This window comes from Gibbsiella quercinecans, assembly GCF_002291425.1.
GTDB classification, from domain to species: domain Bacteria; phylum Pseudomonadota; class Gammaproteobacteria; order Enterobacterales; family Enterobacteriaceae; genus Gibbsiella; species Gibbsiella quercinecans.
The window spans coordinates 3,988,809-4,009,116 of sequence record NZ_CP014136.1; the positions used below are offsets into that span (position 1 = coordinate 3,988,809).

Annotated in this window: 18 protein-coding genes; 15 read left to right on the forward strand and 3 right to left on the reverse strand. The window is 59.2% G+C overall.

The genetic code is table 11. The features are described from left to right. Positions 1–58: 58 nt before the first annotated feature. Complete coding sequence (locus ACN28Q_RS18340; protein ID WP_230469443.1) at positions 59–607, reverse strand: flavin reductase; 549 nt, start codon at positions 605–607, stop codon at positions 59–61. A gap of 382 nt (positions 608–989) precedes the next feature. Between ACN28Q_RS18340 and ACN28Q_RS18345 the strand changes: the two genes are divergently transcribed. The 10 genes from ACN28Q_RS18345 (at position 990) to ACN28Q_RS18390 (ending at position 12,354) form a co-directional block, all read left to right on the forward strand. Continuing rightward, a complete protein-coding gene (locus ACN28Q_RS18345) occupies positions 990–1,892 on the forward strand; it encodes a LysR family transcriptional regulator (RefSeq protein ID WP_095847656.1) in 903 nt (300 codons plus the stop codon). A 392-nt stretch (positions 1,893–2,284) separates the two neighbouring features. Then, a complete protein-coding gene (locus ACN28Q_RS18350; RefSeq protein WP_095847657.1) occupies positions 2,285–3,280 on the forward strand; it encodes an enoyl-CoA hydratase/isomerase family protein in 996 nt (331 codons plus the stop codon). A gap of 284 nt (positions 3,281–3,564) precedes the next feature. Then, a complete protein-coding gene (locus ACN28Q_RS18355; protein WP_095847658.1) occupies positions 3,565–4,419 on the forward strand; it encodes a beta-keto acid cleavage family enzyme in 855 nt (284 codons plus the stop codon). Positions 4,420–4,508: 89 nt separating this feature from the next. Next, positions 4,509–5,681 carry a thiolase family protein gene (locus ACN28Q_RS18360; RefSeq protein ID WP_095847659.1) on the forward strand — a complete coding sequence of 391 codons (1,173 nt, stop codon included), beginning with the start codon at positions 4,509–4,511 and terminating at the stop codon, positions 5,679–5,681. 3 nt (positions 5,682–5,684) lie between these two features. Then, positions 5,685–6,350 carry a 3-oxoacid CoA-transferase subunit A gene (locus ACN28Q_RS18365; protein WP_095847660.1) on the forward strand — a complete coding sequence of 222 codons (666 nt, stop codon included), beginning with the start codon at positions 5,685–5,687 and terminating at the stop codon, positions 6,348–6,350. Beyond that, positions 6,347–6,991: a CoA-transferase gene (locus ACN28Q_RS18370; protein ID WP_095847661.1), complete on the forward strand. Its 645-nt coding sequence runs from the start codon at positions 6,347–6,349 to the stop codon at positions 6,989–6,991. The genes ACN28Q_RS18365 and ACN28Q_RS18370 overlap by 4 nt, the downstream gene beginning before the upstream one ends. A 50-nt stretch (positions 6,992–7,041) precedes the next feature. Beyond that, positions 7,042–8,367 (forward strand): MFS transporter, encoded by a 1,326-nt coding sequence (locus ACN28Q_RS18375; RefSeq protein ID WP_095847662.1) that lies wholly within the window; start codon positions 7,042–7,044, stop codon positions 8,365–8,367. Between the two features lie 2 nt (positions 8,368–8,369). After that, positions 8,370–9,548 (forward strand): acetyl-CoA C-acetyltransferase, encoded by a 1,179-nt coding sequence (locus tag ACN28Q_RS18380; protein WP_095847663.1) that lies wholly within the window; start codon positions 8,370–8,372, stop codon positions 9,546–9,548. Positions 9,549–10,059: 511 nt separating this feature from the next. Next, positions 10,060–11,370 (forward strand): carbohydrate porin, encoded by a 1,311-nt coding sequence (locus tag ACN28Q_RS18385; RefSeq protein WP_230469444.1) that lies wholly within the window; start codon positions 10,060–10,062, stop codon positions 11,368–11,370. Between the two features lie 126 nt (positions 11,371–11,496). Then, positions 11,497–12,354 carry an aldo/keto reductase family oxidoreductase gene (locus tag ACN28Q_RS18390; protein WP_095847665.1) on the forward strand — a complete coding sequence of 286 codons (858 nt, stop codon included), beginning with the start codon at positions 11,497–11,499 and terminating at the stop codon, positions 12,352–12,354. 51 nt (positions 12,355–12,405) lie between these two features. On the opposite strand, the gene ACN28Q_RS18395 is transcribed toward ACN28Q_RS18390, so the two are convergent. Next, on the reverse strand, positions 12,406–13,233 hold the full coding sequence (locus ACN28Q_RS18395; protein WP_095847666.1) for a MurR/RpiR family transcriptional regulator: 828 nt from the start codon (positions 13,231–13,233) through the stop codon (positions 12,406–12,408). 110 nt (positions 13,234–13,343) lie between these two features. Here ACN28Q_RS18395 and ACN28Q_RS18400 point away from each other — a divergent pair, with 110 nt between their 5' ends. Then, positions 13,344–14,906 carry a PTS transporter subunit EIIC gene (locus ACN28Q_RS18400; protein WP_095847667.1) on the forward strand — a complete coding sequence of 521 codons (1,563 nt, stop codon included), beginning with the start codon at positions 13,344–13,346 and terminating at the stop codon, positions 14,904–14,906. Then, positions 14,903–15,595 carry an N-acetylmannosamine-6-phosphate 2-epimerase gene (locus ACN28Q_RS18405; RefSeq protein WP_095847668.1) on the forward strand — a complete coding sequence of 231 codons (693 nt, stop codon included), beginning with the start codon at positions 14,903–14,905 and terminating at the stop codon, positions 15,593–15,595. The genes ACN28Q_RS18400 and ACN28Q_RS18405 overlap by 4 nt, the downstream gene beginning before the upstream one ends. 64 nt (positions 15,596–15,659) lie before the next feature. Here the strand turns inward: ACN28Q_RS18405 and ACN28Q_RS18410 are convergent, their stop codons facing one another. Beyond that, positions 15,660–16,571, reverse strand: a complete 912-nt coding sequence (locus ACN28Q_RS18410; RefSeq protein ID WP_095847669.1) for a LysR family transcriptional regulator — start codon at positions 16,569–16,571, stop codon at positions 15,660–15,662. A 110-nt stretch (positions 16,572–16,681) separates the two neighbouring features. Between ACN28Q_RS18410 and ACN28Q_RS18415 the strand changes: the two genes are divergently transcribed. The 3 genes from ACN28Q_RS18415 to ACN28Q_RS18425 are packed head-to-tail and all read left to right on the forward strand — an operon-like array spanning position 16,682 to position 20,267. After that, complete coding sequence (locus ACN28Q_RS18415) at positions 16,682–17,956, forward strand: SGNH/GDSL hydrolase family protein (RefSeq protein ID WP_095847670.1); 1,275 nt, start codon at positions 16,682–16,684, stop codon at positions 17,954–17,956. Positions 17,957–17,959: 3 nt separating this feature from the next. After that, entirely contained in the window at positions 17,960–19,081 is a 1,122-nt protein-coding gene (locus tag ACN28Q_RS18420; RefSeq protein ID WP_095847671.1) for an alkene reductase, read from the forward strand. Continuing rightward, the gene (locus ACN28Q_RS18425; RefSeq protein ID WP_095847672.1) at positions 19,071–20,267 is read left to right on the forward strand and encodes an MFS transporter; all 1,197 of its coding nucleotides are present in this window, start codon (positions 19,071–19,073) and stop codon (positions 20,265–20,267) included. The genes ACN28Q_RS18420 and ACN28Q_RS18425 overlap by 11 nt, the downstream gene beginning before the upstream one ends. Positions 20,268–20,308 lie beyond the last annotated feature (41 nt).

Below are 20,308 nucleotides of genomic sequence, written 5' to 3' on the forward strand. Positions count from 1 at the left end.
TGAAGTGTTAAAGTTATTGTGAATAACGTTTGCAGTAATGCTATTTAATGAGTGGTGATTAAGCGATCGCTGCGTCAATCTTTTTTACGTAACGATAGGCCCGGTCAAAATAAACCAGTGAATGACGACTTTGCCATTTTTCAATGGCGACGATGCGGCCAATGAATATGCTGTGCGTCGTGGTTTCGTGAAGATTCTCTAGCACACAGTCAACATTTAACAGGGCATTTTTTAACGCAGGGCTACCGGTGCGTAATGTTTGCCAGTCGGCTGATGCGTATCGCTTGTCCATCTCTGTGTTTTTATCGGCAAAAACACCCGCCAGGTTGGCTTGCGCATAGGAAAGCGCATTAACGCAAAAGTGGCCGTTGCGCTTAAACAGGTCATGTTGGGCGGATTCCCGCCGCATACAGACCAACAGCGATGGCGGGGAGTCGGAAAGGCTGCATACCGCGGTGGCAGTGAAACCGCCTCTGCCCGCCACGCCTGCTGTCGTGATGATATGCACGGCGGCACAAATTTGTGACATCGCATCACAAAACTCACTTTTCGATACCGCCTGCATTTCAGCCATGGTTGCCGTATCGGGTTTCCTGTTATTCGTCATAGAATTCTCCGGATAATGCTGAAAATAATGTGATCTGTTTTACAAATTATGATGGCGCGGTTTTTACATTCGAAATTAGCACTGGGTTTCTTGTACCTTAATTAAATATGAAATGGTAATTCTTTTTTTATTCGCAATATATGTAAATAATGCATAGCAAATCGTTAACCTATTCCCGCGTCAATCAAGAATGTCGGAACCATGATTCAGCCTTTTATCCTCACTCTGGAATATGCCGTTGCCGCTTTTTTCTGAACCGCGTCATGTTCTGGTGACATAACCAATGCGGGGCGCATGTTATTGAGATAGCGTTATCCTGCAGCAAAGTGATTAATCTTCCAGAGAGTAACATTAGAATCGATTAATAATCATGAGGTTATCTATGAAGATGCAACTTCTGTATGAATTTATGCAGCTAGCAAATTTGCTTAATTTTAGCCAGGCCGCGCAAAAAATGAACGTCACGCAACCCGTACTTAGCCGCCATATGAAAATGCTGGAAGATAAACTGGGCGTGGTGCTGTTTATACGCAGTACGCATAAGGTCGCACTGACATCAGCCGGTAAACTGTTTTTAGAGGAAGCGCGCAAAATCGTCCAACAGTATGAAGGCTCGTTGTCGATCATCAATGCCTTTGCCGGCAAGGGCTACCGGCAATTGAAGATCGTGGTGTTAGGTGAGGCCATACAGGATTTTTTGACGCCTTTTTTGCTGCAGTTTCAGCAGGATCATGTCGATATCGCAATAGAGTGCCGCGACAACGAACTGGATGAGGCACTGCGTTTTCTGGAGGAACAGTCCTGCGATCTGGGGTTCCTGATCCGCCCCAATTTTCTGGAAAACAACCGCTTTTGTGCGTTGCCGTTTCTTACCGATCCGCTGTGCGTGGCGGTAAACCGGCATCACCCCTTGGCTAAACGGGGCAAGGTATCACTGCGAGAGGTCAGTGAATGGCCGATTATCCGCGTCGACCATCGCGAATCCCCGTTATTCGAGCAATTCAGCACACGCTTTCTCGACCATTACAACATCGCCTACAGGCTGGATAAAGAATACCCCAACCTGAAAACCTGCTGCTTTAATCTGGAATACCGGAAAGACGTGGCGCTACTGATGCCGAAGCATCGGCAGTACCTGCTCGGCGATAACAGCGTGTTGCTGGAGGTCATCGAAGATGATTACTGGTTCAATCTGGAATTGGTTTGGGATAATCAAAATACCAATGCGGATATCAATATTTTTTTAACAGAGTTTAGAAAGTTTTTAGATGCCAATCACGGATAGTGTGTTCGCCTGCCCGCCGAAGAGATAGGTTATTCTCCTCGGCGCGGATAACTCTATGTGATTTAACTCACAATAATTAATTGTCGTTGCCGTTTCTTTGTTGGGGAAAGGCTGCCCCATTTAATATGAGATGTTTTATTTTATGCTTGTTTTTCAATCGCTATAAAATATTCTCACGTTGATTTTTCTTGGTTATGTGAAAATGACATAGCCATAAAGATAAAAAAGAATTTCTCCCAACTTTTAGGTGGTGCTACGTTCTGAGTCGTCGCCAGGTGGCTAAAAATTCTTGCCACTGTTGCTAATACGACATTCTGCGTCGAATGCGAGCGGCTGTCGTAAGGGATATTAGACGTTACTCACCCTCATAGTGATTTATTAAGGAGTTATTCATGGTAATTAAAGCCAACTATGAATCCGATCATGATAAACGTAAAGAAATGTCGCATAAGGAATTGGGGACGATTCCTCATATGCCTTTCGAAGAATACTCGGAAAGACTGAAGCATTGCTTTACCATGAAAAGAAAGAACGGCATCCTGGAAGCCCGTTTGCATACCAATGGCGATAGTTTGCAATGGGGCGCGCCGGCCCATCAGGGGTTGCATTATTTCTTTAACTGGGCGGGAAGAGATCCGGATAACGAAGTGATTATTCTTGGCGGCACCGGGCAAGACTTTATGAAAGGGATTGGCCGGATTGATGATCAAGGCCAGTGGCAACCGGCAACCGAATTTAATTCCGCCCCGGAAGAAGCCTGGAAGATGTACGACTATCAGTATTACGATGGCACCAGGGACATTGAAGGCCAGGTGTTCGATATTCAAGTGCCCACTATCGGCGTATGGAACGGCGCGGCTTTTCACACCGATCTGGTGTTGTTTAATGATATTACCCTTTGCACGGAAGATGCCTGGACCACCGAGATGCATTTCCGCGTAAATATGGTGCCGGGCGATGGCATTGGGATTGCCTGGCGTGAGTTGATGGGGCGCAAGAGATATGCCTATGCGGAACTGACCGGCGAGATTATTACCGCGCGCAAGGCGTTGGCGTTGGGTATGGTCAACGAAATCTGCGCCGACACCGAAGCTTGCTATGATCGCGCCTGGGAGATCGCCGAGCTGATTATGCGCACCGGCACCCGCGTCACCCGTCGTATTACCACCCAGCAGTTGCGCAAAGCCTGGAAGGAAGACATCGCCAACGAACTGCGTAATGCTTTCGCGGCGGAGATGTACGTCACCGCCACCGAACACTCGCCTCATGAAGTTAATTACTGGCAATGGGCCAAAGAAGAAGCGGAGCTAGTTAAGGCCGCAGAGAAAAATGGCCAGGTGGTGCGCCCGCGCATCGGCGGTGGGCAGGCAGAAGACGAAATCAAATAACGCTCTGCGGCCAGTTTGGTAACGGCATAATTAAAATAACCGGCTTATACTCGCCATATTTCACATTGCATATGGGGTGGCGGCGTTCGTTCACCGAAAGCCAACCTGCGGCTGGTTAAATGTCGGTTGTTTATTGCGCACCGTTTTTCCCGATATTTAATAATTAATGTTGGTGGGGCGGTGCAAGAATAAAACCTTTATTTCCCCATGATGGCAAGATGCGCGTTTTATTTAATACAACATGCCGTTTAAAAAATAACAACGACAGTAAGCGGGGGTGTTTCATGAAAACCGGAAACGACGTCATTATTTCTGCTGCCCTGACCGGCGCGGTAACGCCGAAAGAGATTAACGAATATATTCCGCTCACACCGGAGGAAATTGCTACCGACGCCTACCGGTGCTGGCAGCAAGGGGCGGCGGTGGTTCATCTGCATATGCGCGATGAACACGGCCTGGGCACGATGGACCGTGAACGCTTTGCCGAAACCATCCGCTTGTTACGGGAATACCGGGACTGCGACGTCATCATCAACTGCACCACCTCCGGCGACCACCGGGCCAGCGATGAACAGCGCATGGCGCATGTCTCGACGCTGAACGGTATCGAAATCGCCTCTTGGGATGCCGGCTCGTTCAACTGGATGCCCGGCGGGGTGTTCGTTAACAGCCCACAGTTCCTGGGGCGCCTGGCCGCAATTCTGAAGGAGCGCGGCATCAAACCCGAGGTGGAGATTTTCGACAGCGGCATGCTGGGTGTTGCCCACTATTTTGCTGAGCAGGGGGTGCTGAACACACCGCTTCACTATCAGTTCTGCCTCGGTATCCCAGGGGGCATGCCCGCCACGGTGGAAAACCTGCTTTATCTCACCCGGCAGATCCCCGCCGGTTCCACCTGGTCGGCCTTCGGCGTAGGCAAATCGCACCTGCCGATACTGTTTGCCGCGTTGGCGCTGGGTGGCCACGTGCGTGTGGGGCTGGAGGATAACGTCTATTTCAGCAAGGGCATCAAGGCGAGCAACCCTCAATTGGTGGAACGTGCGGCGCAAGCCGTGCAGCTATTCGGTAAACGGGTGGCCACGCCGGCTATCGCCAGAGAGATTCTGGGCATTGCGCCGCTCACCGTTAATGCGCGTTAAACACTGTCGTCGGCAGGCGCAACGGCCATCTCCGCGTGAGCGCGCTGATATCAACAGGCCTATGAGCATGCCGAGACGTTAAGGAAAAAATGATGAGAGAAGCCGTTATTGTTGCTGCGGCGCGCACGCCCATCGGCCGATGCCGCGGTGTATTAGCGCCGGTGCCTGCGCACATCCTGGGCGCCCTGGCCGTCAAAGAAGCGGTGCGCCGCGCTGGCATTGCCGCCGAAAGTATCGACGACGTGATTTTCGCCAATCTGATGAATCATGAGATTAACAACATGGGGCGCATGGTGGCGTTAGAGGCGGGCCTGCCCATCACGGTTCCCGGCATCACGCTCGATCGTCAGTGCGCGGCGTCGCTCAACGCGTTGGCCTACGGGGCTATCCAGATTATGGCGGGCTTTGCCGATGTGATCGTCGCCGGCGGCGTAGAGAGCGATTCGCGCCGTACCTGGATGCTGGAAAAAACCGACACGGCCTATGCCGTGCAACCGCCACGCTTCGTGGACATTCATACAGCGCCGGACAGCCTGGGTAACCCGCCGATGGGGATCACCGCGGAGAACATTGCCGAGAAATACGATTTCAGCCGCCGGCAACTGGATGCGTTTGCGCTACGGAGTCACCAGCGGGCAAGCGCTGCCTGGCAGGCCGGGTGCTATGACGAACAGATTGTGCCCGTGACCGTTATGGACAGAAAAGGGCGGGCGACTGGGGTCAGTCGCGACGAGTCGGTGCGCCCCGATTGCTCGCTGGAGACGCTGGCCACGCTGCGCCCCAGTTTCCGCCCCGACGGGGTGGTCACGGCGGGCAACAGTTCGCCGATGAGCGACGGCGCCGGCGCGCTGGTGGTGATGGAGCGCCGCCTGGCGGAGCGAACGGGCCGGGAAATCCTGGGCGTATTTCGCGGCTATGCCGCCGCCGGCGTCGATCCCAACTACATGGGGCTTGGGCCGGTGCCCGCTACCGCCAAGCTCCTGCAGCAGACCGGGTTGTCGGTGAACGATATCGATCTGTGGGAGTTGAATGAAGCCTTTGCCGCGCAATCGCTGGCTTGCATGTTGGAAATCGGTATGGATCCCGATCGGGTCAACCCAAACGGGGGCGCCATCGCCATGGGCCATCCATTGGCTGGAACCGGTGCGATTCTGGCCGCGAAAGCGGTGTACGACATGCGCCGCCGCCATCTGGACAATGCCGTTATCACCTTCTGCGTCGGCGGTGGTCAGGGCGTGGCGGTACTGCTGACGAGGGAATAAACCATGGCGAGTAAATTTGCACTACCCGAAGAGATTATCGCGCTGTTTAAAGACGGGCAGACGCTGATGTGCGGCGGTTTCGCCAATCACGGCGTGCCGAATCGGCTCATCGATTGCGTCATTGCCAGCGGGGCGCGGCATTTTACCCTGATTTCGAACGACAGCGGCGACGCCAACCTGACGATTGGGCGCCTAATCCATCACGGGCTGGTCGACAAGCTGATCGCTTCGCATATTGGCCGCAATACCGAAACCGTGGCGCTGGTGGCGGCTGGCAAGATCGCGCTGGAGCTGGTGCCGCAAGGTAGCTTGGCGGAGCGCATGCGCTGCGGCGGTTCCGGGCTGGGCGGCGTGTTGACGAAAACGGGGCTAAGTACGGTGGTCGATAAGGGCAAACAGCACATTGAGGTGGATGGCGAAGAGTGGTTGCTGGAAACACCGCTGCGGGCAGACATCGGTCTGGTGCGCGCCCGCACCGCCGACCCGTTGGGCAACCTGACCTATCGCGGCACGATGCGCAATTTTAACCCGCTGGTGGCCAAGGCGGCCAACCTGACGCTGGTCGACGCCGATATACAGGTAGACGTGGGCGAACTGGGCGTCGAGAGCATCGTCACGCCCGGCGTCTACGTGAACAAGATTCTGAAGCTTCAGGGGGAACGGCAATGAACCCACGTAACAGAATCGCCCGCCGCGCGGCGGAGTACTTCACCGACGGCGACGTTATCAACCTCGGCATCGGCATTCCCAGCCTGTGCAGCGACTATGCCCCGCCTGGGGTAATGTTCCACACCGAAAACGGCCTGGTGGGGATGGGGCCGCTGGTGGACGGCGTGTTGGCGGTGGAGGGCTTTTCCAACGCCACCGCCCTGCGTTTTATTCCGGTACCCGGCGCCAGTGCGTTCGACAGTGCGGAATCTTTTGCGCTGGTACGTTCCGGCAAGTTGGCGGCGACAGTGCTGGGCGGGCTGCAAGTGGCGGCAAACGGCGATTTGGCCAACTGGGCCCAGCCCGGCCGGGTGTTCGGGATGGGGGGCGCGATGGATTTGGTCAGCGGCGCCCGCAAGGTGATCGTCACCATGGAGCTGTGCACCAAAGACGGTAAGCCGAAGGTGGTCAACGCCTGTAGCTATCCGCTGACCGGGCGCCGCTGCGTGGATCATATCGTTACCGAACAGTGCGTCATCGACGTCACGCCCGATGGGCTGGTGCTGGTTGAACTGCTGGAAGGGCTGACGCCGGACGACATCCAGAGCCAGGTGGAACCCCGGCTGATCGTACCCGCATCGCCGAAGGTGATGTCGGCCTGACAGGGTGTGTGAATGGCGCGCTATCGCATCGGTTCAAGGACAACAACGCTATGATTGCGCAGGAAAATAATAGGGTGCAGACCGCCGAAAATGGCCCCGACGTTGCGCACCGTGGGAATCACTTTGGCGTGCACGGCTGGCGCGTCATTGTGTTCCAGGGCGTGTTGTTTTGGATTGCCGCCGGTGCGGTGACTCACGGTCTGAACGTCATGTTGCCTGCTTTGGCGCGCAACTTTGGCCTGGACTACAGTGTGCTGCTTGCGCTGGCGACGCCGTCATCCTGGTCCTCGATCCTCGCCGGCCCGCTATGCGCGTGGTTGAGTGAAAAGAAAGGGGCCAAATTCAACGTCATCTTCTGCCTGATAGCCTGTGGCCTCTGTTATGGCCTGCTGGGATATTGCGGATCTTTTATCGGTTTCACGCTGCTATTCGCCGGTGTTTGCTTCTTTGGTACCGGTTTCGCCTATGTCGGCGGCACGGCGATCATGGCCAATTGGTTCGTGCGTAAGCAGGGGCTGGCGCTGGGGTGGTGCACCATCGGGCAGACGCTATCCAGCGCGTTCTTTGTGCCGACGTTGGCCGGCCTTTTTCTCTGGCTGGGCGTCCGTGACGGTTTCTGGGGCATTTCGGCGATGATGTTCATCGTGGCCGTCCTGGCGCAACGTTTTATCGCCAACCGGCCTGAGGATATAGGGCTTGCACCTGATAACGGCCGGCTTTCCGGCGAGGAACAAACCGAACGGCGCCACCAGCATGACGGCGACAGGTTCCCCCTGAGCATTGGGCAACTGCTGCGCATGCGGGACGTGTGGTTTATGGGGATCGCGACCGGCGGTCTCTACATCATGCTGGTCGGGGTGACCAGCCAGATCGTGCCCCGGCTGGTGGGCATGGGCTATGCCCAGAGCACGGCCATCTTTTATATGACCCTATCGGCGCTGTGTGGTTTACCCGCGGCCTATGGCTGGGGCTGGTGCAACCAGCGCTTTGGCGTCCGGCGCTCGCTGCTGTTCTACACCCTATGGTGGATGCTGGCGATAGTGATCAACATGCTTGCCCACCACGCCGTCACGCTGTGGATCTCTTTGGTGATGATCGGTCTGGCGATGCCGGGGGCGACCAACCTGAGCACCGCGCTGATCGCCGCCAAGTTTCCCCGCCGCATCTATGTGCGGGCCCTCGGCATTATCCACCCGATCCAGTCGGTGGTGCGCTGTTCCGCGTTTACCCTGTTGGCCTTCGGCCTGACTTATCTGGGGGGCTATGCCGGCGCTTATCTGCTGCTGGCAGGGGTGGGCGCGATAACGCTGTTGTTATTTTGGTTGATTGATGTGACGCCGGTCAGTACCGGCATGACCGCAGATGACTCGAGGTAACTATGAAATCGTTGGTGATTGTGAGTGCCGTGCGCACCGCTATCGGTAAATTCGGCGGCAGTCTGACTACGGTCAGCGCTCCGCAACTGGGGGCGCTGGTGATGAAAACGGCGATCGAGCGGGCGGCTATCGCTCCCTCTGCCGTTGATGAAGTGCTTTTCGGTAATGTGCTGCAGGCGGGGTTGGGCCAAAACCCGGCGCGCCAGGCGATGTTGCAGGCAGGCCTGCCGGAAGACAAGCCGGCAACCAGCCTCAATATGGTGTGCGGTTCCGGGTTGCAAAGCGTGATCGCCGCCGCGCAAAGTATTGCCGCCGGCACTGCCGAGGTGGTGCTGGCGGGCGGTATGGAAAATATGTCTGCGGCGCCTTATCTGCTCGATAAAGCGCGCTGGGGGTATCGCATGGGGGATTATCCCGTGAGGGATAGCGTGGTCAATGATGGGCTGTCCTGCGCCATCAATCACTACCACATGGGCATCACGGCGGAAAACGTGGCGCGGCGCTGCGGCGTCAGCCGCCAGGAGCAGGATGCGTTTGCGTTGTTATCGCAGCAGCGGGCGGCGGCGGCGATTGAACGTGGCGCCTTCCAGGCGGAGATTGTCCCGGTGACCGTGCGCACTAAACAGGGGGACAGCCTGTTTACGGTGGATGAACACCCCAAGAGCGATACGACGTTGGCGAGCCTGACAAAACTGAAACCGGCGTTCGAGCCGGAGGGAACGGTTACCGCAGGCAACGCCTCGGGTATCAACGACGGCGCGGCGGCGCTGCTGGTGATGAGTGAGGAGCGGGCGAAAAGCCTGGGCATTCGCCCGCTGGCCCGTATTCGCGGTTACGCAACCAGCGGTGTCGATCCTGCGTTGATGGGGTTGGGGCCTTTGCCCGCTACCCGCCTGGCGCTAAGCCGTGCGGGGCTGACCGTGCCGGATCTCGATCTGATCGAAGCGAATGAAGCCTTCGCCGCCCAATTCATTGCCGTTGCCCGCGAATTGAAGCTGGATATGGAAAAAACCAATGTTAACGGCGGCGCTATCGCATTAGGGCACCCGATCGGTGCTTCAGGGGCCCGCATCCTGGTCACGCTGCTGCACACGCTGGCGGCCAATGACAAAACGCTGGGGCTGGCGACGCTGTGTGTCGGCGGCGGGCAAGGCGTGGCCATGATCGTTGAGCGCGTTTGATCTTGGCGAGAAGGTGAAAAGAAAAATACGCCGTAATAGCGGAAACAACAATGTACGGTATAGGTAAAACGAACCGTATTAATATTGATTAGAGACGGAAATAAAGCAGTGATAATGCATAATATCCGCTGTAAGTGGATACTCTAAATAATTCGAGTTGCAGGAAGGCGGCGACGCAGCGAGTCCCCAGGAGCTTACTGGAGTAAGTGACTGGGGTGAGCGAGGAAAGCCAACACACCTGCAACTTGAAGTATGACGAGTATATAAATTATTGCCGCTTGAACGTCATTACTGTATTTCTCTGGACCGAAATAAAGTTTTAATAATCTTATTCGCGGCCTGTTGGTATTTATCCAACCAGGCTTGAAAATAAGAGTTAAAGATTTACTTTGCTGTTTTTGGTCGTTGATGACCGCGCATTTCCGTCCCATCGTGATGGGATAACGATATGAAAATAACACCTCGTAATCTATGGCAGAGAATGTTGTGCTCTGGCGCGATCGCGTGCGCCATGATGCTGACGAATGGCGCCGCCGCTGCGGATGTGGGAAGTGCCGACCGGCCGTTGGCCGATACGGGAACATGGCTGAAAGAGCACGGCGTCATTCCCCATATCATGGTATCGCAGCTTTGGCTGGGGAACCCCAGCGCGGGAACCCGCACCGGTGAACAGTCGGCTTATACTCTATTTTTCGCCGGTGCAGATTTCGATCTGGATCGCATGGGGCTGATTCCCGGCGGCAGCGTTCATTTCATGCAACTGTGGGTGCCTTTCAAAAATAACATCAGCCTGGGCGATGGCGCGGGCGGTTTACTGGCCGGCGATCCGCCGCCTTACATCCCTAAGGTCGCGCATTTACTGCGTTTTGGTTATGAGCAGAAGCTATTTAACGACCGGCTGTCGATTGAGCTTGGCAAGAGCAACCCCGGTCAGTTTGTCGGTTTCACTAACTGCAATGTGCAATCGTCCTGTGTTAATACGGTATTGAATAAAACCGCGGTGTTCGGGCCTGCGCCCTATGCCGGCTGGGGCATGCGCGCAAGTTATCATTTCACACCGCTGCTAGAATCCACCCTCGGCGCCTGGCGCACCTATCAGGCTTTTCCGTTCACCAACGGTTGGGAACGGTGGGACGATGATTATGGTTCAGGCAGTACCTTGATGGTCGCCAATATTGCACGCCGCGTGAACTGGCAGCAGGAGGCCTATCCATTCAACTGGGAAATGCTGGCGTTCTATAACGATCTGACCTTTGACGATGCCTATTACACGGTGAACGGTACCTCGAAAGTTTATGACGGCAACGCTGCGGTGCGCACGCATAAAGGCGTTTCAGGGTTTTATTTGACGGCTAAAAAAGCCGTATGGCGAAGCGACGGCGGCGCCAACCCGCAGGATGACGCCCCCAGCGCCGTGAGCCTGCACGGCAGCATTACGCAAACCTTGCAGTCAGATGCTTACACGGGCGTCGCGACGCTGGCTGATGCCGGGGTAATCTGGTCCGGCCCCTGGCGCAGCCGCCCCTATGACAGCTATGGCCTGACGTTCCGCTACGGCCGCCTGACCGGGGGAGAGCAGCGCTACTTGCAGGATACCTACGACTCCCTGGGCGGGGCCGGCTGGCGAGTGCCGCGTAATGAATACCAGTTGAGCATCGACGCATTGTTCATGCTGACGCCGGAGATCAATCTGACCATGACGGGTTCCCGCGTCTGGAACAACACGAACTGGCAGTACGCCGTCACCAGCGTCAAACCTGAAAATGGCTACACCTTCTGGCTACAGGCGAATGTAATGTTGGAAAAGCTGCTCGGCCTGTAATCGCGGTAAACACGGCCAACTGGGCTGTCGCTGCGTTGGCTTTATTTCTCGCCTGTCTCTGTTTGGGCGTATAGTCGTACAGGTCAACGCCCGTACAAAGAAACAAACCCGAACAGGAGAGCCACAATGTCAAACATTCATGCGTCCGGCAGTTATCAACTGGGCGATCGGCAGGTGAAACGCATCGGCTATGGCGCAATGCAACTGGCTGGGCCTGGGGTGTTCGGCCCGCCCAAGGATCCGCAAATGTGCATTCGCGTGCTGCGCGAAGCCGTGGCCGCCGGCGTTAACCATATCGATACGTCCGATTTTTACGGCCCTCACGTCACCAATAAGCTGATCAAAGAAGCGCTCCATCCCTACGCGGACGATCTGTGCATCGTCACCAAGGTGGGCGCGCGGCGGGATGATAAAGGCAACTGGCTGCCGGCCTTTTCACCGAAAGAGCTCACCCAGGCGGTGGAAGATAACCTGCGCCATTTGGGGCTGGACGTGCTGGATGTCGTCAACCTGCGCAGCATGTTTGATCCGCATCAGCCCGCCGAAGGCCCGCTGGAAGAACCCTTAACCGTGTTGGCGGAGCTGAAGGCGCGTGGCCTGATCCGCCATATCGGCCTGAGCCACGTTACGGCCAGGCAGGTTGCCGATGCGCAGAAAATCACGCCGGTGGCCTGTGTGCAAAACCACTACAACCTGGCCCACCGCCAGGACGATAGCCTGGTTGATGCCCTGGCTGCGCAGGGCATTCCGTTGGTGCCGTATTTCCCGCTGGGCGGTTTTTCGCCCCTGCAATCTGCGGCGCTGGACGATGTGGCCGGCAGGCAGGGCGCCACGCCGATGCAGGTCGCGCTGGCTTGGTTGCTGCAGCGCTCGCCGAATATTCTGCTGATCCCCGGCACCTCATCGCTGGGCCATCTGCAGGAAAACCTGGCGGCGGCGCACCTGCAGTTATCGCCGGCGGATATCAGCCAACTGGAGCAGTAAGGCGGTAAGGGCAGCCGCAGCGCTGCCCATCGTTTCTGCGGCGCAGGCGCGTTACAGCAGCATCGGCAGCGTCACGCTCGCCGTTTCCTGGCTGCGCTGCGCATAGCGCGGATCGCACTTCAACAGCGCCATGATCAGCATTTCCACCAGCAGCATCACGCCCACCTTCGAATTCAATGCCCCGGCGGTGAACGGGCCTTCCGGTTTGGCCGCCACGAGCAGCACGTCGGCCAGGTTGGCCAGCGGGCTGCGCGAGGTGTTGCTCAGCACAATGATCTTGCTGCCCCGTTTGCGGGCCTGCTCAACCACGTAAAGCACATCGCGGGTAGAGCCGGAGCTGGAGACGGCGAACGTCACGTCTTCCGCACCCAGGCTGACGCAATTCATCGCCGCCGAATGGCTATCGGTAAACGCCTGGGCCGGGATGCCCAGGCGCATTAGCTTATAGTGCAGGTAATCGCCGACCGTGGCGCTGGCGGCCACGCCGAAGATCTGAATGTGGCGTGCCTGATGGACGAGTGCGGCGGCGCTATCCAGATCCTCGCGTTTGGTTAGCCTGCCGGTGTCGCGCAGGGACTGGGCGCATTCATCGATCAGGGTGTCGATATCATCGCGGCCGCTGGCGATGGCCGGCGCCGTTTGCTGAATGTCGAATGCCAGCGCCATCTTGAATTCGGTGTACCCTTTGCAGCCCAGCAGGCGGCACAGGCGGGTGATGGTGGCTTCACTGGTTTGGCTTTCCCGCGCCAGTTCGGTGATGGTCTGGTAGAGCACCCGCTCCGCCTGCGAAATAACGTAGCTGCCCAACTTCTGTAATGCCGGGCTAAGGCTTGGCAGATCCTGTTTCAGGTGCAGCAGCACATTCTCTTTTTCGTTCATCCCGTCCTCGCCCTGCGATCATAATCAAATCCTATGATGATAATTGTTTCCTTTTCTGATTGCTGTGATAAAAATTATCACTAATGGCTACGTCGGTGAGGAAAATTTTCATGTCGATATTTCGCAGCAGTGGCAACAGTCCCTGGTTTGAAAAAGCGCAACGCTTCGGCAAGTCGTTCATGTTGCCGATCTCGGTGTTACCGGCGGCCGGGTTACTCCTCGGGATCGGCGGCGCGCTGTCGAACCCCAATACCGTCACCGCTTACCCCTTCCTCGATATCCCCTGGCTACAGGGCATTTTCTCGGTGATGAGCAGCGCCGGCGCCGTCGTCTTTGCCAACCTGGCGGTGCTGTTTGCGGTCGGCGTGGCGGTGGGGCTGGCACGCAGCGATAAGGGCACTGCCGGCCTGGCCGCACTGTTGGCCTTTCTGGTGATGAACGCCACCATCAACAGCTTGCTGACGCTGAGCGGCAAGCTGGCCGCCAGTAATCCCGGCGCGGTGGGGCAGGGCATGACGCTGGGGATCCAAACGCTGGAAACCGGCGTGTTTGGCGGCGTGGTGGTGGGCCTGGTGTGCGCCTGGCTGCATCAACGCTATAACAAGATCAGCCTGCCGCAGTTTCTGGGTTTTTTCGGCGGCTCTCGCTTTGTGCCGATCGTCTGTTCGCTGGCGGGGATCGCCCTGGGCGGCGTGATGGTGGTGGTGTGGCCGCATGTCCAGAAAGTCATCTTTGGGCTGGGCGGCCTGGTGGAGCAAACCGGCTATATCGGCACCTTCTTGTACGGCTTTATCCTGCGCATGCTGGGGCCATTGGGGCTGCACCACATTTTCTACCTGCCGTTCTGGACCACCGCCCTGGGCGGCAGCGAAATGATTAACGGCCAACTGGTGGAGGGCACGCAACGGATCTTCTTCGCGCAACTGGCCGATCCCGCCACCCGCCATTTCTATTCCGGCACCTCGCGCTTTATGTCGGGCCGCTTCATCACCATGATGTTTGGCCTGGTCGGCGCGTGCCTGGCGATGTATCACACCGCCAGGCCGGAGAACAAAAAACGTGTTGGCGGCCTGCTGCTGTCTGCGGCGCTTACCTCTTTCCTGACCGGCATCACCGAGCCGATCGAATTCGCCTTCTTGTTTGTCGCGCCGCTACTGTACGTATTGCACGCTTTCTTCGACGGCCTGGCGTTCATGCTGGCGCATATGCTCAATATCACTATCGGCCAGACGTTCTCGGGCGGTTTTATTGATTTTATTCTGTTCGGCGTCCTGCAGGGCGAAGCCAAAACGCATTGGCTCAGGGTTCCGTTGGTCGGGGTGCCCTGGTTCTTCCTTTACTATTTTTCGTTCCGTTTCCTGATCACCCGCTTCGATTTGAAAACGCCGGGGCGCGAGCAGGAAACGTTGGCCGCCGATGTGCCGGCTGCGGCGGCCGATTCGCGCGCTGAACTGGCGATCGCCGCGTTGGGCGGCCAGCACAACATTGATGAACTGGACTGCTGCGCCACCCGGCTGCGCGTGACGGTGAAAGACGGCGCCTTGGTCGACGAAGCGCTACTGAAACAGACCGGTGCGCGGGCCGTGGTCAGCCATGGCAAGGGCATTCAGGTGATCTATGGCCCGCAGGTTACCGTGATCAAAAATGAAATTGAGGAGAGATTGGCACTATGAGCCGGACGATGTTGGAAACCATCAAAGGGAAATTGGTTGTCTCTTGCCAGGCGTTAGCCGATGAACCCCTGCACAGTGATTTTATTATGAGCCGCATGGCGCTGGCGGCCCAGCAAGGCGGCGCCGCAGCGATCCGCGCCAATAGCCTGGCCGATATCAAAGCGATTATGGCGGCGGTGGCGCTGCCGGTCATCGGCATCATAAAACGCGATTACCCCGACAGCGCCGTCTTCATCACCGCCACGCAGCAAGAAGTGGAAGAGTTAATGGCCGCGGGGCCGGCGATGATCGCGCTGGATGCTACGGCGCGCCCACGCCCGGGCGGCGTTTCGCTGCCGGAACTGGTCTGCGAAATCCGCCGCGGCTATCCGCAACTGCTGCTGATGGCGGATATCGCCACGCTGGAAGAAGCGCGCGCCGCCGACGCGCTGGGGTTTGACTGCATCGGCACGACGCTGCATGGCTATACCGCGGAAACGCAGGGCCGCAGCCTGCCGATGGATGATTTCGCGTTTCTTCAGCAGGTGCTGGCGGCGGTCGCCAGGCCGGTGATCGCCGAAGGGAATATCACCACGCCGGCGATGATGGCGCGCTGCCTGCAGTTGGGCGCCCATGCGGTGGTGGTCGGGGGCGCCATTACCCGCCCGCAGCAGATCACCGCGCGTTTTGTGGCCGCGCTGCCGGCATGAAGGGCGGGTATGGCGTGCTTACGCCATGCCAACAGCGCCGCCCATTTATCTTCCGCCAACCGGGCTACTCCGTGCCGATCTTGACCCGCTCAACGAGGAAATCCAGCAAAGCGCGTACCCGCAGCGGCAGGTAGCCCCCCTGGCCGACGAACACCGCGTGGATTTCTTCGATATCGCCGGGGTTGCACGCCTCAAGCACCGGCAGCAGCCGGCCGGCGGCGATGTCTTCGCGCACCTGAAACGCCGCCAGACGCGCCAGGCCCAGGCCGCAAAGTGCCAGGCGGTGCAGCGCTTCGCCGTCGCTGGCCTGCGCATTGCCGCCGATCGGCACGGTGATGTCCTCCCCCTGATAACGCAGCGGCCAGCCGGGTTGGGCGCGCACATAGTTGGCGCCCAGCAGGTTGTGATGCGCCAATTCATCCGGCGTGGTCGGCATGCCGTTGCGCGCCAGATAATCCGGCGCACCGACGATCATCATGCGCGTCTGGCCGAGTTTGCGCGCCACCAGGCTGGAGTCTTTGAGCGGGCCGGCGCGCACGGCCACGTCGGTGCGCTGTTCCAGAATATCAATGACCTCATCGGTCAGTACGATATCTAACGCCACGTCGGGGTAGCGGGCGAGAAATTCCGGCGCCAGCGGCAACAGAAAATGGTGGCCGAACGGCACGTTAGCATTCACCCGCAGCCGCCCGCGCGGCGTCGAGTGGGCGCTGGCGCAGCGTTCCGCTTCAGCCAGATCGGCCAGGATGCGCACGCCGCGCTCGTAAAAGGCGCAGCCTTCCGGCGTGAGCTGGAGCTGGCGGGTCGAGCGGTTCAACAGCCGGGTGCCCAGCCGGCGTTCCAGGCGAGTGATCAGCTTGCTTACGGCGGAGGGCGTCATCCCACAGGCGCGCGCAGCGGCAGAAAACCCACCCTGTTCAATAACCTGCACAAAAACGTCCAGTTCGCCGGAGCGGTTGATTTCCAGCCGGGCCATCGCAGCCTCCTTATGACTTCAATTCATAAATGTTTTTCCTGAAGGCAGTCTAGTCCATTTTCGCCGTTAGGTTCACCCTTTAGCGACACATTGCCATTGAGATCACCAGGATGAAAAACGCTAAAACCCTATCGGCAGGCATGCTGCTGGCCAGTGCATTCACCGCAGGAGGCGCGGCGGCATCCGCTTCCCATTGGGTGGCCAGTTGGAGCGCCAGCCCCCAGCCCGTTTGGGATGCGGATTTTCTATTTCCGCGCAATGCGCCCGCGCAACTGCACGATCATACCGTGCGCCAGGTGGTGCGCGTCAGTTTGGGCGGGCCGCGGATACGCATCGTCTTGTCCAACGCCTACGGCGACCGGCCGCTTTTTTTGGGACAGGCGACGGCCGCCCAGCCGGCGCCCGACGGAGCCATACACGTTGAGAGCCTGCGTACCATTACCTTTGGCGGCCAGGCGGCGGCGGTGATCCCTCCCGGCGCCGTGCTGCTTAGCGATCCGATCGCACTGCCGGTACCCGCCTTGGGGCAGGTGGCGGTGAGTCTGTACCTGCCGGCGGTTACCCCCATCAGCACCTTCCACTGGGATGGCCGCCAGACCGGCTGGATTGTACCGGGCGATCGGGTGATGGCGCCGGCGCTGTCCGGCGGGGAAACCACGACGACGCGGCTGCTGCTGGCCGGGGTTCAGGTCGAGGCGCCCGTAGCGGCGCGCGCGGTGGCGGTTATTGGCGATTCGATCACCGACGGCGCCGCCGCCAGCCTGGATAACAACGCGCGCTGGCCCGATTTCCTGGCCGCCCGCCTGGCGCCGTATGGCGTAGCCGTGCTCAACGCCGGTATTTCCGGCGGGCGTTTGTTATCCGACGGCATGGGCGTCAATGCACTGGCGCGCTGGGAGCGTGATGTGCTGGCGCAACCGGGCGTGCAAAGCGCCATTGTGATGCTGGGGATCAATGATATTGCCTGGCCGGGAACGGCATTCGCGCCGGCCAGCGCGCCCCCCACGCTGGCCGCGTTAACCGCGGGGTACCGCCAACTGATTGCGCAGGCGCACAGCCACGGCGTGCGCGTCATCGGCGCCACGCTGACGCCGTTCGAGGGCGCATTGCCCGGCACGCCGCTGGAGGATTATTACCAGCCGGCCAAGGACGCGCTGCGCCGGCAGGTGAATGACTGGATACGCCACAGCGGCGCGTTCGATGCGGTGATCGACGCCGATGCCATTCTGCGTGATGGCGCGCACTCCGCCCGCCTGGCGGCCCGTTTCGATTCCGGCGATCGCCTGCACCCGGGTGATGAGGGCAACCGCGCGCTGGCCGCGGCCGTCGATCTACCGGCTTTGTTACCGGATCTTAAACTGCCGGCCACCACACAGGAGCACTAACCTATGCTTTTTACCCCTTATCAAATGGGCGATCTGACGTTGCCCAACCGTATCGTGATGCCGCCGATGACCCGTTCTCGCGCCGGCGCCGCTAACGTACCAACGGCCCTGATGGCCGAATATTACGCGCAGCGCGCCTCGGCTGGATTGATCGTCAGTGAAGGCACGCAAATCAGTCAGCAGGGGCAAGGCTATGCCTGGACGCCTGGCATCCACAGCCCCGAACAGGTTGCCGGCTGGCGCGGCGTAACCACCGCGGTGCACGCCGCCGGCGGACGCATCTTCGCACAGCTTTGGCATGTCGGCCGTGTTTCCCATACGTCATTGCAGCCCGCAGGGGCGGCGCCGGTGTCCTCTTCGCCGCTGCGGGCCGAGGGCGTGAGCGTATTTATCGATCCCGACGGTAAAGGGCCGCTGGCCGGCATGGGCGAAAAGGTACCGCACTCGGCGCCGCGTGCGCTGAAAATAACGGAAATCGCCGGCATCGTGCGTGATTATGCCGATGCCGCGCGTAATGCGCTGGCGGCCGGCTTCGACGGCGTAGAGCTGCACGCCGCCAACGGCTACCTGATCAACCAGTTCATTGACTCCCAGGCCAACGCCCGGCGCGATGAATACGGCGGCAGCCTGGGCAACCGCCTGCGATTCCTGCGCGAAGTGGTTGAGGCGGTCGCTGCCGTCACCGGCCCGGAGCGGCTCGGTGTCCGGCTTGCGCCATTAACCACCCTGCAGGGCGCGGTGGACGATACGCCGCAGGCGACCTATCTGGCCGCCGCCCGTCTGCTTGGCGAACGTCATGTCGCCTACCTGCACATCGCCGAGGCGGATTGGGAGGATGCCCCCGAGATGCCAGCAGCGTTCAAAGAAGCGCTGCGGCTGATCTATGGCGGGACGCTGATTTATGCCGGCAAGTACACGCTGGCGCGCGCCGAGGCGGCGTTGCGACACGGCTGGGCCGATTTGATCGGCTTTGGGCGGCCGTTTATCGCTAACCCGGATTTGCCCGCGCGCCTGCGCCTGGGGCTGCCGTTGAACCTGCCGGATGCCGATCGCTTTTTCGGCGGTGCGGCGGCAGGCTATACCGATTATCCGTTCGCCACGCAGGAGGGGCCGCATGCGTCGTAAAGATCATACCCACCCCGGCATCTATGCGCTGGCCATTGGGGCGTTTGCGATTGGCGTCGCGGAGTTCATCGTGGTCGGCGTACTGCCGGCCATCGCCGCAGAATTCAGCGTGCCGCTGGCCAGCGCGGGTGGGCTGGTGGGGCTATACGCCTTCGCATTGGCGATCGGCACGCCGCTGGTGGTGCTGGCGCTGGCGCGTTTGCCGCGTAAAACGGTGCTGCTGGGGTTGGTGGCGCTGTTTCTGGCGGGCAACCTGCTGTCGGCGTTGTCTGCCAGCTACCCGATGCTGTTGGCCGGGCGTAGCATCACCGCGGTGGCGCACGGCAGTTTCTTTGCGATCGGCGCCACCATCGCCGCGCGCTTGGCGCCGGAAGGGCAGGCCAGCCGGGCGATTGCGGTGATGTTTGCCGGGTTGAATCTGGCGATGGTGGTTGGCGTGCCGCTGGGGAGTTTTATCGGCAACAGTTTTGGCTGGCGCTTGCCGTTTTTCGCCGTGGCGCTGTTGGCCGGGCTGGCTTGGTTGGCGGCGGCGCGCTGGGTGCCGAACTTGCCCACCCTGGCCGCCGCGCGGGGAAGGGAGCAGTTGGCCGCGTTACGCCAGCCGGCGGTGCTGGCGATGATGAGCATCACCGCATTGGGGTTTGGCGCCAGCTTTGCCGCTTTCACCTTTATCACGCCGATTCTGGTCGATATCAGCGGGTTTTCGCTGCATAGCGCCAGCCTGCTGCTGGTGGTGTTTGGCGCGGCAACGCTGGTGGGCAATCTGCTGGGCGGGCGGCTGGCGGCAAGCCTGGGCTGGCCGCTGGCGCTGCGGCGTATGTTTGCCGGGCTGCTGGTGGTCTTCGCGGCGTTGGCGTTATTGATGACCAGCAAGACGGCGATGGTGCCGCTGTTGTTTATCTGGGGCGTATTCGCCTTCGGCATGTCGCCGGGGTTCCAGACCGGGATGTTGGATACCGCCGAACGCTGGGCGCCGCGGGCGGTGGATTTTGCTTCGGCGCTGAATATCTCGGCCTTCAATTTGGGCATTACCCTTGGCCAGGCCTGCGGCAGCACCTTGGTGGCGCAGGGGCAGTTGGCCCACACCCCCTGGGCCGGGTTTGCGCTGGCGTTGTTGGCTCAGCTTCCCTTGCTGTGGCTGGCACGCCGGCATCGCTGCCATGTGGGTAGGGCCGGTTGCCGGTAAACGGGAAGGCGGGCGGCGCGTCGGCGCCGCCTATTAACTTT

Excerpts from the sequence above, each read along its gene's own strand:
- ACN28Q_RS18340 (WP_230469443.1), bottom strand. The coding sequence starts at position 607 with ATGACGAATAACAGGAAACCCGATACGGCAACCATGGCTGAAATGCAG.
- ACN28Q_RS18345 (WP_095847656.1), top strand. The coding sequence starts at position 990 with ATGAAGATGCAACTTCTGTATGAATTTATGCAGCTAGCAAATTTGCTT.
- ACN28Q_RS18350 (WP_095847657.1), top strand. The coding sequence starts at position 2,285 with ATGGTAATTAAAGCCAACTATGAATCCGATCATGATAAACGTAAAGAA.
- ACN28Q_RS18355 (WP_095847658.1), top strand. The coding sequence starts at position 3,565 with ATGAAAACCGGAAACGACGTCATTATTTCTGCTGCCCTGACCGGCGCG.
- ACN28Q_RS18360 (WP_095847659.1), top strand. The coding sequence starts at position 4,509 with ATGATGAGAGAAGCCGTTATTGTTGCTGCGGCGCGCACGCCCATCGGC.
- ACN28Q_RS18365 (WP_095847660.1), top strand. The coding sequence starts at position 5,685 with ATGGCGAGTAAATTTGCACTACCCGAAGAGATTATCGCGCTGTTTAAA.
- ACN28Q_RS18370 (WP_095847661.1), top strand. The coding sequence starts at position 6,347 with ATGAACCCACGTAACAGAATCGCCCGCCGCGCGGCGGAGTACTTCACC.
- ACN28Q_RS18375 (WP_095847662.1), top strand. The coding sequence starts at position 7,042 with ATGATTGCGCAGGAAAATAATAGGGTGCAGACCGCCGAAAATGGCCCC.
- ACN28Q_RS18380 (WP_095847663.1), top strand. The coding sequence starts at position 8,370 with ATGAAATCGTTGGTGATTGTGAGTGCCGTGCGCACCGCTATCGGTAAA.
- ACN28Q_RS18385 (WP_230469444.1), top strand. The coding sequence starts at position 10,060 with ATGATGCTGACGAATGGCGCCGCCGCTGCGGATGTGGGAAGTGCCGAC.
- ACN28Q_RS18390 (WP_095847665.1), top strand. The coding sequence starts at position 11,497 with ATGTCAAACATTCATGCGTCCGGCAGTTATCAACTGGGCGATCGGCAG.
- ACN28Q_RS18395 (WP_095847666.1), bottom strand. The coding sequence starts at position 13,233 with ATGAACGAAAAAGAGAATGTGCTGCTGCACCTGAAACAGGATCTGCCA.
- ACN28Q_RS18400 (WP_095847667.1), top strand. The coding sequence starts at position 13,344 with ATGTCGATATTTCGCAGCAGTGGCAACAGTCCCTGGTTTGAAAAAGCG.
- ACN28Q_RS18405 (WP_095847668.1), top strand. The coding sequence starts at position 14,903 with ATGAGCCGGACGATGTTGGAAACCATCAAAGGGAAATTGGTTGTCTCT.
- ACN28Q_RS18410 (WP_095847669.1), bottom strand. The coding sequence starts at position 16,571 with ATGGCCCGGCTGGAAATCAACCGCTCCGGCGAACTGGACGTTTTTGTG.
- ACN28Q_RS18415 (WP_095847670.1), top strand. The coding sequence starts at position 16,682 with ATGAAAAACGCTAAAACCCTATCGGCAGGCATGCTGCTGGCCAGTGCA.
- ACN28Q_RS18420 (WP_095847671.1), top strand. The coding sequence starts at position 17,960 with ATGCTTTTTACCCCTTATCAAATGGGCGATCTGACGTTGCCCAACCGT.
- ACN28Q_RS18425 (WP_095847672.1), top strand. The coding sequence starts at position 19,071 with ATGCGTCGTAAAGATCATACCCACCCCGGCATCTATGCGCTGGCCATT.